This window comes from Moorena sp., from assembly GCF_982860115.1.
In genome coordinates this window covers 1-12,824 of record NZ_CEYLVT010000212.1, presented here as the reverse complement: position 1 = coordinate 12,824, position 12,824 = coordinate 1, and the positions used below count along the sequence as shown (strand labels likewise).

The 12,824-nt window shown below is 44.3% G+C and carries 12 protein-coding genes; 7 read left to right on the top strand and 5 right to left on the bottom strand.

What is annotated here, in order from left to right; translation table 11 throughout:
* Positions 1-346 precede the first annotated feature (346 nt).
* Positions 347-1,597: an S-layer homology domain-containing protein gene (locus AC4II3_RS26135; protein WP_488016762.1), complete on the top strand. Its 1,251-nt coding sequence runs from the start codon at positions 347-349 to the stop codon at positions 1,595-1,597.
* Between the two features lie 222 nt (positions 1,598-1,819).
* Here AC4II3_RS26135 and AC4II3_RS26130 read toward each other — a convergent pair whose 3' ends face one another.
* Complete coding sequence (locus AC4II3_RS26130) at positions 1,820-3,238, bottom strand: sensor histidine kinase (protein WP_488016760.1); 1,419 nt, start codon at positions 3,236-3,238, stop codon at positions 1,820-1,822.
* 453 nt (positions 3,239-3,691) lie between these two features.
* On the opposite strand from AC4II3_RS26130, the gene AC4II3_RS26125 reads away from it, so the two are divergent.
* Positions 3,692-4,009, top strand: a complete 318-nt coding sequence (locus AC4II3_RS26125) for a DUF3155 domain-containing protein (RefSeq protein WP_008178570.1) — start codon at positions 3,692-3,694, stop codon at positions 4,007-4,009.
* 135 nt (positions 4,010-4,144) lie between these two features.
* Here the strand turns inward: AC4II3_RS26125 and AC4II3_RS26120 are convergent, their stop codons facing one another.
* Positions 4,145-4,693: a cofactor assembly of complex C subunit B gene (locus tag AC4II3_RS26120; protein WP_488014477.1), complete on the bottom strand. Its 549-nt coding sequence runs from the start codon at positions 4,691-4,693 to the stop codon at positions 4,145-4,147.
* A gap of 250 nt (positions 4,694-4,943) precedes the next feature.
* The gene (locus tag AC4II3_RS26115) at positions 4,944-5,345 is read right to left on the bottom strand and encodes a PadR family transcriptional regulator (RefSeq protein ID WP_070396653.1); all 402 of its coding nucleotides are present in this window, start codon (positions 5,343-5,345) and stop codon (positions 4,944-4,946) included.
* A 725-nt stretch (positions 5,346-6,070) separates the two neighbouring features.
* Between AC4II3_RS26115 and AC4II3_RS26110 the strand changes: the two genes are divergently transcribed.
* From AC4II3_RS26110 to rpsN, 5 genes are all read left to right on the top strand, one after another.
* The gene (locus tag AC4II3_RS26110) at positions 6,071-6,640 is read left to right on the top strand and encodes a DUF3611 family protein (protein WP_488014479.1); all 570 of its coding nucleotides are present in this window, start codon (positions 6,071-6,073) and stop codon (positions 6,638-6,640) included.
* A gap of 159 nt (positions 6,641-6,799) precedes the next feature.
* Complete coding sequence (serS, locus tag AC4II3_RS26105; protein ID WP_488014480.1) at positions 6,800-8,083, top strand: serine--tRNA ligase; 1,284 nt, start codon at positions 6,800-6,802, stop codon at positions 8,081-8,083.
* 90 nt (positions 8,084-8,173) lie between these two features.
* Positions 8,174-9,265, top strand: a complete 1,092-nt coding sequence (gene rseP / locus AC4II3_RS26100; RefSeq protein ID WP_488014482.1) for an RIP metalloprotease RseP — start codon at positions 8,174-8,176, stop codon at positions 9,263-9,265.
* A 408-nt stretch (positions 9,266-9,673) separates the two neighbouring features.
* Positions 9,674-10,369, top strand: a complete 696-nt coding sequence (gene nth, locus AC4II3_RS26095; protein ID WP_488014484.1) for an endonuclease III — start codon at positions 9,674-9,676, stop codon at positions 10,367-10,369.
* Between the two features lie 58 nt (positions 10,370-10,427).
* Positions 10,428-10,730 carry a 30S ribosomal protein S14 gene (rpsN, locus tag AC4II3_RS26090; protein WP_008178551.1) on the top strand — a complete coding sequence of 101 codons (303 nt, stop codon included), beginning with the start codon at positions 10,428-10,430 and terminating at the stop codon, positions 10,728-10,730.
* A 213-nt stretch (positions 10,731-10,943) separates the two neighbouring features.
* Here rpsN and AC4II3_RS26085 read toward each other — a convergent pair whose 3' ends face one another.
* Positions 10,944-11,279, bottom strand: coding sequence for a DUF8822 family protein (locus tag AC4II3_RS26085; protein ID WP_070392829.1), 336 nt, complete (start codon positions 11,277-11,279; stop codon positions 10,944-10,946).
* Positions 11,280-11,390: 111 nt separating this feature from the next.
* A partial coding sequence (locus AC4II3_RS26080) for a cyclic nucleotide-binding domain-containing protein (protein ID WP_490722929.1) occupies positions 11,391-12,824 on the bottom strand: 1,434 nt, incomplete at its 5' end.

Sequence of the window (12,824 nt, the reverse complement as noted above, 5' to 3'; positions counted from 1 at the left end):
TACCCAAATGTAAAAAACCTACCCCTGTGAGCCACACCCCACACCCCACACCCCACACCCCACACCCCACACCTGACGTCTTTGTTAAAAACCTACCCCTGTGAGGTCACCCCACCCCCTTGGGCTAATGTGACAATTTTTGATCTGGCAAGTGGTTGGCAACTCATGGAATGTTACTAGCGTCAAATTACTCAGATTGTGCCGAAATGATTGCTATTAAACAGGCATAATCTGGTTTTTTATGCTTATTTTTAGCAAAAAAAACAATTTTATTGAACCTAGGAACATCTAGCATCTGATTGGTTCTATTTACTTAAGAACACATTAATTTAAGAGAATGCCTTCCATGCTTAACCTAAATCATTTTCAATCAGGAACTGCTGCTGTTTTAGCCCTTGGACTCACCGCCACCACCATGGCTCCCCTAGTGGCACCTGCTCCCTCCTTTGCCCAAAGCACTAACTTTATCGATGTTTCATCCAACTACTGGGCAAGTGAGTTTATTGGGGAATTGTCCCAGCGCGGTATTATTGCCGGATTTCCTGATGGCTCCTTCAGACCAAATGCACCAGTGACCCGCGCTCAGTTTGCGGCAATGCTGCGTAAAGCAAATCAAGATTTCAATAAACCCGCCATTCGCGGTGGCAACAGTTTCGTGGATGTTGCTTCCAACTACTGGGCAAATCCTGCCATTCAGGAAGCCTACCAAACCGGATTTCTAAGTGGTTATCCTGGTAATATCTTTAGACCTGAACAAAATATTCCCCGTGAACAAGTTTTAGTTGCCCTTTCTAATGGACTGAATTTCTCTTCCAGCGGTTCTACCTCAGAACTGGTCAGTTTCTACCGTGACAGCAGCCAAATTTCTAACTTTGCCCGTGCTCCCATCGCTGCTGCTACAGAAAATCGTTTGGTGGTTAATTATCCTAACGTTGCCTTTCTCAATCCGACTCGGAATGCAACTCGTGCAGAAGTTGCAGCTTTTATGTACCAAGCGCTGGTGGCAACAGAACAAGCCCCAGTGATTAGCTCCCAATACATTATCGATCCCAATCCAGCACCTGTAGCCTTTACAATTCCTGCAGGTACTTCTATTCCGGTTAAGTACAAAAAAGATAAAATTCTGCTCGCCCAAGAGGAAACTATTCCCCTAACCCTGACAGTGGATCTAAACATTACCACTGCTGATGAGGGCAAGTTGCTGATTCCTGCTGGTAGTGAAGTGGTTGGCGAACTGCGTGCTACAGAAAAGGGAGCTCAGTTTGTAGCTCAGCAGCTGTTGATCAATGGTGAAACCCTATCCTTTAATGCCACCTCTGAGGAAATTACCACCACTGAAACCATTCGCAAGGGTAGCAATCCAGGCAGTATCCTAAAAGATGCAGCAGTTGGTACCGCTGCCGCCGCTGCTATCTCTGCCGTTACCGGTGACCGTGCGATCGCTACAGAAGAAATCTTGATTGGAGTTAGTTCTGGTATCGCTTTAAATATCGGCAAACGTTTATTCGGTAGCACCAGTGTTGACCTATTTGTGGTTGAACCAGAAACCGACTTACAGCTTACCATCGACTCTGACTTGGTAATTAGCAGTCGGTAACTAGAGATGTGGAGAGTTAACTGTTGAGAGGATGATAGATTAACAAATGACAGACAACCTCTCAACGGTCAACAACAACTATAGCAAGTCTTATACCCATGAAGTACAAATCTCTGGGTTTTAGGGAGCAGGGAGCAGCGAGCAGGGAGCAGGGAAGAGGGAAGAGGTAAAAAATAATGTGTACCTCATAGCTATGATAAACGCTATATCTACTTAGGGCTACTAAGCGTAAGTCAACCAAACGATAAAGGTTGTTCCAATCCTTGAGTTATCTTGACCATGACTAATGGATAATTCCCCATTTTCCTCAGTCGATAGTAGTTTGGCAGGACTCAACACTTCAATATCACCCTGCATGTATGCCATGAGTTCTTTTGCGATCGCTAATCCTAAACCAGTGCCAGGGATAGGACCATTAGCTTGAACTCCCCGATAATGCCGCTCAAACAGATGGTCTAAGTCTTCTGGAGCAATACCTGGACCAGTATCACTAATTGCGATCGCTATGGCATCACCATGTGAAAGCCATTGTCCAACAGCAACTTGGATATCAATTTTTCCCCCAGCTCGGGTATACTTCAAAGCATTGTCAATCAAATTACTCAAGACTTCCCGTAAAGCCTTAGGATTCCCTTTCACCAAAGGTAAGTTAGGGGCAATAGAGCAATGCAACTCCAAATTAGCCTCTTGAGTAATAGCGTCAGCAGATATCAGCAAGGGTTCTAAGACATCCTTGACCGCAAATGGTTCCAACGGAAGAGTTTTGTCCGTCAGTAGGGGAAATTCCCCTAGGGTGGAGTGTGGTTCGGAGTGACTAGTTGGGTAAATCTCCCCAAGATCATCTGATTCTGGGGATGAAGAAGCCTCAGCTGTAGCTACAGGTAACGTGAGGGATGCTGTATCGGTTTGGTTCATGTCCAGGCAAGCATCAAACTGTTGCAGCAACTCCTGTAAGCGATCGCTTTCTCGTATAATGCTCGAAGCCACTGGATAGTTTTTATCTCCTGGGACCAGTCGCTTCAGCAATAGCTTACCAAAGGTTCGTAACGCCATCAGGGGATTACGAAATTGATGCAGCAGATCATCAAGCATATCCCGTTGTTTGGCCTGTAGACGTCTTTGCTGAGTCAACTGCTGCTCAAACCAACCTTGACGCTGTTCTATGACATATGCGATCGCTAAGGTTCTAGCAATGCGTTCTACACTTGCCTGTTCTGTGTGATTCCAAGGTCTATCATCACGAACACTCACCAATAATCCCATCACTATCCCTTCATGGATTAGAGGTAAAACGATTTGGTGCTGCTGCTGCAGAGAATTTTCAGATCCTACAAAAGAGGTTGAACCCAAATCTTGCTCTTGGTTATTTCCCTGAGGCAGTAGCCGAGGTAAGCTGCTGGATAATCGAGGAATCTGATCAATCTCACCTATTTTCTGTGGCAAAACCCAGTCAGGATCACTCATATCCCGCACGGTACTTGTTTCCGGATAAACTACCACAGGAATTAGCTTTGCCTGATTGCCCTCAACGAATTCTTCCGTTAAATATACAGCACCACTAGCTGCTCCCAGTCCTTGGGTTAATAAAGCCACTTGGTTTCGACACAGGGAGACAAATTCTGAACTGACGCGAGTGAACATGAGCAATAGATGAGTGATCTGGGTTAATCCTACTGGAAGTTAAGCCACTATCAGCTTTACTTCTATAATGTCGAACCCCTTAAACAATTGACTATTATGCTTTACTGACCTTTAGTCATCAGTCATTAGACCTCTGACAAATATCTGTTACATCCGTTGGCCTATCATCCCATCACCCCATCACCCCATCACCTGATCAGTGTAATTGTGAGATGAGTTTAAGGCTATTTTTTATAATTATATTTAATTTTTATTAAATTTATTAAATTTTTGTATTAACTTTCCGGAGGTAATCAGGAAACGTAAAATCCCCTAACGTATTGGTGTCAAAGGTTTCAGCCTGGTTGTTTAGTTCTATGACAAGAGCTTGATATTTCTCGAAAGAGTCGATATAATTTCGACGGCTTTTGTAACTATCTTTACAATTGCCAGCAAAAAGAGGAGGTAAAAAGGTTGGCAAGAAGACGTAAGCGTAAGAGTCGCCGCCGCCAAGAAGGGCGCAAGATACTTGAGCATGTACCTCAGTACAATCTAGAAAGTGGCGAGTATAAACCGGTTACAGCAGCACGCGCATACATTCGATCACAAGGGATAGTTCCACCTGCCCTACTACTGGTCAAACGTAACGAGCATACCACAGACCGTTATTTTTGGGCAGAAAAAGGGCTCTTCGGTGCCCAATATGTGGAAGAAAATCATTTTCTGTTTCCCAGTTTGCGATTAATCAACTCTCCCTTAAAGAAGGTAGGGGTTGCCGCTCGTAGCCGCTGAAACCTTACTGGTAATTTTTATTGAAAGTGCTTTTACTTAGCCCTCCTCAAACTCTAAGGCTTGAGGAGGGCTAAGTATCTTGGGTTTATTTACCTATTCTGGTTATAGTGTGGGAAGATGTCAAACCCTGCTTGCTTACGACAAGGGTTTTAGTTTGAGAGACTGTTGAAGTTGTATTAATTCATCGCGATGGCCAGTGACTATAACCAAACATTGCTCCGCAGCGCCTTGATCTCCAGGGGCTTGGGTAGACGCTGATTCTAATTTTAGAGATACCTGTTCGAGTCGCTCAGCTTTTTTCCAATAAAAAACCCCTGCAGCGGGAGCTAGTGCCACTAGCCCCAAAAAGACCTTAGTCAAAGTCGGAAACAAAATAGATAGCACTAGGGATAAGCAGAGTATACCGCAGGCAGCTAGGACGGTTAAAAAGATAGCCATAAACCAACTCGGTCGGACTATCCCCTGGAACGTGACTTGATTAGTGGCAGCATCCACCGCCGCCACCTGGTAGGCTCTTTGATAAAAATATTGCTTCAACTGGTTTAGAAGCGATTCTTCTGTTTCTGGGGAAGCTAACTTGACTTGTTGTATTCGGTCTTTGACAGAGGCTCGAATAAAGAAAAACAAACCTACTGCCAATAAAAGGGTTAGCCAAAGTGTAGAAGCAAGAATAGTTGTATTCACTGAATATTAACTGTAAAAATACACATCCTTTGCTACTACTTTACAATTTATTAGACACGCTTTGATCAGGTAAAGCTACTCCGTACCCACTAGCTAGAGGCTGTAAGATGCTGGTATGGGTAGATGGCTAGCAGCTAGCACCCCCTGAATTCAGCTGAATCCACATCTGGGTAAGACAATGCATCACCTGACTTCTGTTATGCCACCAGGGTTTTTACGGGAAAGCACCCTGGAAAAAATTGCTACTTCCCTACCTAACTGACTCAACAACAGACTGGTGGCAGGGAGTCCTTGACTGAATTTTCCCAACTGTTTCCTCAGCCATATAGTCATGCCAAAAACTGGCAAGTTCTATAGCTTTCTCCTGCCACTCTGGGCAGATTTGATACATCCTGCGTGGGCGTCCTCTTCCTTCTACTTTTTGCCAGTAGGCTGAAATTGCCTGTTTTTCTTCAAGAAACTTCAGTGCACTGTAGAGGACAGTATCTGAAAGTCGATAGGTGGGGTATTCTTGTTCCAGTTGTTGGATCAGTTGTGTTCCATAAGATTCTCCTTGCAACAACACCGATAGCACATAGCATACGGCTAATTCTTTATTGAGATAGTTGGGTGGAGGATCTTGGAAAAAGCTATAGATATCTTCGAATTTCATCTGCATATATAGTTGGAATTCCCAGTTCTTCTACATGGGATTAGAGGGTTTTCTGGCAAATACTCATGGTTGGAGGCACCCTGGGAAATTCACGCGCGTTTTGCAGTGAGTTTTATTTAAACGACTAACCTGTATAGGTACATCGCTATCACACTTTATAACTTAAAAATCTCTGGCGTAGGGTTTAAATACCTCCCTAATTTGATGAAAGTTTAATGAATTTTGGACTTAACACACCTAAAAAGTAAAGATCAACTTTAATAATTGCTCGAAACCCTAATCCTAAACTTCCGACTATCAAGGGGAACATCGGGAAGGAAGACAAGACAATGATGGGAGCTAGAGACAATGATCGAGGATGGAAGGATGGGGGGATGGAGGGATTAATATCTAGCAATCTTTGTGGGGGTTGGTATAAGTGGGGGTTGGTATAACACAAAAATAAACCATTAATGTGGATTATCTCACATACGACCGATTCAGGCAGGTTTTGTAGAAAATTAACGGTTCCCACAAGAAGTCCCTCAGCGCTTTATCTGGGATTTAGCTGGGGATCAATTGCGAGTGTCATCAATCCTTGTCACAATAAAGTCGTTGGTTGCTGACCCTCCCCGACCGACCACAAGGGTGTTTAGCTTCCAGCCCAAGATTAGCCCTACGTCTTTTCGCGTTGTGGAGCGCGTGGTAGGCGGTTCAAAAGTGATTACTCAAGGGACACAGCCCCCATGCGAGAAATATCTGACACTTCCATCCCACCAGCTCGTCAAAAAATTGCCCTAACGCTGCGCAGATTCGGTTGGATTTCCTTCTGGACTCAGTTAATCCTAGGGGTGATTTCTACCCTGATTTTAGTGTTTGCAGGGTTTACCCTTGCCACCCCTCAACCTGACAATCAAGCGGGTCAAGGAATCGGCTTCGGTCTTTTTTTCGTAGTTTGTGGACTAGTGGCTTTAGGTATAGGTATTTATTTTGCCTACCGTTACACTGGAATCGCTAGTCGGCTCCTAGCTGCCAATGGGTCAGAGATACCAAGCAAAGCTCAAACCCTTCAAACGATTAGGCTGGGCTTGATTGTCAGTTTAGTAGGAATGTTATTGACCATCATTGGCTCATTTGCAGTCATAGGCAGCCTTGTAGCCCTAGCTCTAGCTGAGCAACAAAATTCAGTTGGGTTGGCTTGTAATGATGTTCCACCGATAGACCTGTTTGTTGTACAGGCAAACATCAACACTATTTTTGCTAATTTTGTTGGCATAGCCATTTCCCTGTGGCTATTTAATCGAGTCAGTCGGTAGGGAACATACCTGACACCCGACACCCGACACCCGACACCCGACTCCCAGGAGAAGTTAATTGCCGTTGGCAAGAAAACTGTGGCAAATTGGTGAAGTTAGATCCATGTTGCTCAGATGAGTACCGATCATGCGATCGCGCCATTTTATTAGAGAAAACTCGTGCTTGACCTAAAGCAAATTCGGGAAAATCCACAAAAGGTTCAAGAACTACTCGACCGACGTAGTGTCAATCAATATGACCTACAACCTATTCTGGAACTGAATCAGCGTCAGCGGGAGCTGGAAACATCCCGCACCCAGTTGCAGGCTCGTAGTAATGAAATTGGTAAGCTGATTGGTCAAAAAATCAAATCGGGTAGTCCTCCACAAAGCCCAGAAATTCAGTCGCTCAAGGAAGAGGGTAACCAAATCAAAACTAAGTTGAGCGAACTGGAACCCCAGGAAAAAGACCTAAAAGACCAGCTGAACACCCTCTTGCTATCCCTGCCCAACTTGCCCTGGGAATCCACACCGATTGGCAAGAGTGAAGCGGAAAATGTGGAAATCCATCGCTGGGGTGATGAGTACATTCCCAAGGATTTTCCGATTCTCCCCCATTGGGAAATTGGCGAAAAACTCGGCATTCTTAACTTTGAGCGAGGGGTGAAAATCGCTCAGAGTCGATTTGTGACATTGATCGGGGCTGGTGCTGCTTTGGAACGAGCACTGATTAACTTCATGCTTGACCAGCAAATTGCTGCTGGCTATACCGAAGTGATGCCACCGGTACTGATCAACAGTGAATCCCTAACTGCTACCGGTCAGTTGCCCAAGTTTGCCGAGGACAGCTTCAAGTGCTCTGATGATGATTTGTGGTTAGCACCAACAGCAGAAGTCCCATTGGTCAATCTCTACCGAGACGAAATCCTTGAAGCATCCCAACTTCCCATTAATCTGTGTGCCTTCACCCCCTGCTTTCGCCGGGAAGCGGGTAGCTATGGACGGGATACCCGGGGTCTAATTCGACTACACCAGTTTAATAAAGTTGAGCTAGTGAAAATTGTTGAGCCTAGTACCTCCTCCGAAGAGCATCAGAAGCTGCTTAAGAATGCTGAGGCGATCTTGGAAACCTTGAAATTACCCTACCGGACTGTAGAACTGTGTACAGGGGATATAGGTTTCTCAGCCGCTACAACCTATGACCTAGAAGTTTGGCTGCCTTCGCAAAGGACATATCGGGAAATTTCCAGTTGCTCTAATTGCTTTGATTTCCAGGCACGGCGGGGTAGGATTCGCTTCAAAGAGTCCGGGAAAAAAGGCACTAACTTTGTTCATACTCTCAATGGCTCAGGATTGGCAGTGGGGCGTACTATGTCAGCCATTCTGGAAAATTATCAGCAACCCGATGGAACCGTTAAGATACCAGAGGCTCTACAGCCTTATATGGGGCGCGATTTGTTGTAATACCATGAGCCTAGAGCCTAGAGCCTAATTGCAATGCCTATACAATAGAAAAATGAAGTTAACATTACATTAAATAAATTCTTCACTTATATGTCAATTTTGGCGGCGATTGCAGTTTTGGCAGTCTTGATTCTTGTTCACGAGCTGGGTCATTTTATGGCAGCTCGTCTGCAAGGAATCTATGCCAATCGCTTTTCTCTTGGCTTTGGTCCAATTCTCTGGAAATATCAGGGTCCAGAAACTGAGTATGCAGTGCGAGCGATTCCCCTAGGGGGGTTTGTGGGTTTTCCTGATGATGACCCCGATAGCGAGATTCCTCCCAATGATCCCAATTTGCTCCGCAACCGACCGATTCTAGACCGGGCAATTGTGATTAGTGCTGGTGTCATTGCTAACTTAGTCTTTGCTTACTTCCTGCTTGTGGCTCAGGTAGGAATGGTTGGCATCTCCCAATTCAACTACCAACCGGGTGTGGTAGTGCCTAAACTTGCCCCAGAAAGCAGTTTAGTGGCTACAGAAGCAGGTATCAAACCAAGAGACATAATTCTCGCCGTAGATGGTCAAGGGTTGGAAGCAAACCCGGAAGGGATTACTTTCCTGATGAAAGCGATTCAAAATCATCCCAACCAGCCCCTTCAAATGCAGATTCAGCGTCAAAAACAAACGCTACTGTTGAAGGTGATTCCGGAACCAGGGATAGATGGGAAAGGAAAAATTGGTGTACAACTGTCTCCCAATGGAGAGGAAGTGCGTAAACGTGCTGGTAGTTTGCTGGAGGTATTCAGTCGTGGTGCCGAAGAATATCAACGCATTACAGTCTTAACCCTGCAAGGCTTTGGTCAGCTACTGAGTAATTTTGGCGAAACGGCGGAACAAGTGTCAGGTCCAGTCGCAATTGTGGCGATTGGAGCCGATATTGCTCGTTCCAACGCTGTCAATCTTTTACAGTTTGCAGCTCTGATTAGTATCAATCTAGCGATTATTAATATCTTGCCCCTACCAGCCCTTGATGGTGGTCAGCTGGCTTTCTTACTGATTGAAGGACTTCGAGGTAAGCCCTTGCCCATGGAAGTACAGCAGAATATTATGCAAACTGGGCTAGTGCTGCTTCTGGGTTTAGGTGTCTTCTTGATTATTCGGGATACAGCTAACCTGGGTTGGGTACAAAACTTATTCCAGTAACCCGTGTTTGGTTGTTAGAGGTTAGAGGTTATAGGTTGCAGGTTAGAGGTTATAGGTTACAGGTTGCCGGTTACAGGTTGTCGGTTATAGGTTGCCGGTTACAGGTTGCCGGTTACAGGTTGGCGGTTACAGGTTGTAGGTTACAGGTTGTAGGTTATAGGTTATAGGTTGTCGGTTATAGGTTGTCGGTTATAGGTTGCAGGTTACAGGTTAGACGTTCAAAGATTTCTTGACCTAGGGAACGTTTATCTTGTGGGTTTTATCCTAGATCTTCTCAACATTGAACCTTCCAACCTTCCAACCTTCCAACCTTTCAACCTTCCAACCTTCCAACCTTTCAACCTTCCAACCTTCCAACCTTCCAACCTTCCAACCTTCCAACCTTCCAACCTTCCAACCTTCCAACCCATGAGTATTACCCGTAAATCGTCTGCCAAGCAGCAACGATCCCTAGAAATTCTAATTCGCCTTAAGCGACTCTATCCGGAAGCCACCTGTACACTGAATTACGAAACACCAGTACAGTTACTGGTGGCAACCATTCTTTCAGCTCAATGTACTGATGAACGTGTGAATCAGGTAACACCAGGGTTGTTTGGCCAGTTTCCTGATGCTGTTGCGATCGCTAGTGCTGATATAGAAGTCTTGGAAACTTTAGTGCGCTCTACTGGCTTTTATCGTAATAAGGCGAAAAATATTCAAGGTGCCTGCCGCATGATTGTTAATGAATACGGTGGTCAGGTACCGAAACAAATGGACAAACTCCTCAAGTTGCCTGGAGTTGCTCGTAAAACCGCCAATGTAGTACTTGCCCATGCCTATGGTATTAACCAGGGAGTCACTGTAGACACTCACGTCAAGCGCCTCAGTCAGCGTTTAGGATTGACAGAACACAACGATCCCATCAGGATTGAGCGAGATTTAATGGGGCTTTTGCCCCAGCAGGATTGGGAAAACTGGTCGATTCGCCTGATCTATCATGGTAGGGCAATTTGTAAAGCCCGAAAACCTGATTGTGATGCTTGTGTTTTGGCGGACTTATGTGCCAGTGCAGATCTACCTGAGGTAACGACTACTACAACAAATAGCGGTAAAACTAATTAAGGCGATCGGATAAGATAAAAAGGCAGTGTCTTGTTAAAGAATAGAGTTTCGAGAATTAATGGCTAAAAAATCAATGATTGAGCGCGAAAAAAAGCGCAAAAAAATGGTAGAAAAGTACGCAGCTAAGCGTGAGGCGCTCAAGGAAGAGTTTAAAAATGCTGCGACTCAACGAGAAAGGTTAGAGATCCACCGGAAAATACAACAGCTCCCCCGCAACAGCGCCCCCTGCCGTGTGCGGAACCGTTGTTGGGTTACAGGGCGTCCTCGAGGTTACTACCGAGACTTTGGACTATCTCGCCATGTTTTGCGGGAATGGGCGCACCAAGGTCTATTGCCAGGTGTGGTTAAATCAAGCTGGTAGGTTAATTGGTTGCAGGTTTTAGGTTGCAGGTTTTAGGTTGCAGGTTACAGGTTGCAGGTTACAGGTTGCAGGTTACAGGTTGTCTGACTTACCGTAGTCTACCCTTCGGGTTTTCCTACTGAAGAGGAGCATAGCCACTCTGCATTGAGCTTCAACGGGCCCTTGCATTACCCTCTCGGAACTTTCAACCTTAAAACCTTTAACCTGAAACGTCTACTGCCCACAACAGCGATCAATGCCAAGACTTTGTAAGAGTAGGTCACTGACAGCGTTAGCGATCGCAAATTCCCCGTAAAAACTTTCTCGAAAGTCAAACGACTGCATTTCTGTAACAATAGCAATCACAAGTGAACCCAAATCATTTTCTCCTTCCATCCGTTGACGGACGAAAATCTGGGCGGCGCGTTGTGCAATCGTTTGATTAATTGCTTCTGGGAGAAACTCTTGATCTAGCCATTGCGCAAGAGTTTCTCGTAACCATTCACCTTCCTGCTGAGGATTTGCAGCCGGTGGCAGAGTAATCGCTGGAATTGGTTTCGGTTTAGCCATAAATAAGGTTTGGTGACGGCTAAGCTATATAGTTTTATGTTGACATTTGATTCTATGATACTGTCAACACTCAACACTTAACACTCAATACTCAACACACTGATCCTGCTATTAAAGACTAAAAAGCCTCTTGACTCGCTTGCGAACCCAAACTAGAATATTTTTGTCATCTTCTGCTGCATCCAACAAACCCATTTTCCGCATCTGTTTTTGTCGCTCAGCTAATTCTTCCTGATGCTTGCCTAATTCCTGGACAATGATCTCCGATAGATCTGGATAGTCCTGCAATAGTTGTTTAAAACCTTTATTGCTAATTACAAATAATAGTGACTCTTCTAATGCTCTAACTGATGCTGTTCTTGGTACGCCTAACATTAACGAAAGTTCCCCAAAAAATTGACCTGCCTGAAGATTATTGAGAGTTTTGTTAATCCTCTCTACAAAGACTTCGACAGAACCAGCTAGGATAATATAAAACGCATCTCCAGGGTCTCCTTCATGGAATAACATCTCTGAGGGACGTAAGCGCTTTCGGTATCCAATTTCAATTAATTGCCTTAGTTCTAATTCAGTAAAATTTTTAAAATAATCGACCTGCCGCAGTAAGTCACGTAAGGCTAAAGGTCTAGGTTTTTTAACTTTGAACGACTGCTGATTTGATTCTTCAATAGTTTGTTCAACAGTTTCAAGATTTTGGCTGTGAAGCTCCCTAGCCATCAGGGCTTCAGGGTTGCGCAGCCAAAAATCCCTTTGAGGAAAAGGAATTGAGATTCCCTGGTGACGTAAATTATATTCAATAATAAAATTTAAAGAACTTCTTATCAAAGGTTCTTGATCAATTCGATTGACCCATACCCGAAGTTCAAAGTTTAAAGCACTATCACCAAACCCTTTAAAAAGAACTCTTGGTGTCGGCTCAGATAAGACAGATGGTTCTAAATAAGCAGATTTTAACAGGACTTCTGTCACTAATACTGGATCACTATCGTAAGCAACTCCTACAGGTATGTGTATACGGGCTTTATAGCTATCAAAAGTCCAGTTAAGCATTCGTTTTTCTACCAAATGAGAGTTAGGAACTACTACATCTCCCCCCTCCCTTGTGCGGATGATTGTAGACCGCATCGAGACTTCTTTCACATATCCGGATAACCCATCAAATTCAATAAAATCACCAACTCTTATTGTTCGTTCTAATAGTAATGTCACACCACTGATAAAGTTTTTAGTTATATCCTGTAGTCCAAAACCAATTCCAACCCCTAAGCCACCAGCAATAACGGCTAATGACCCCAATTCAAAGTTATTATTCAGAACAATTACAATGCCTAATATCCCAAATGCGTAACTGATGATTGTAGCGATGACTGCTTGATTAGCTTCATCAATCCCCATTTGGGGAAGTAGCTGTTGTTTGAGAAAGTTTTTTAGGGTACTAGCCAGAAAAATTACTATCATTAAAGATAGTACTAGTTTGATTAGGGATTTAATAGATACTTCAGTACTACCTACTTTAAAAATGGTTAAATTAATTAGGTTTAAACC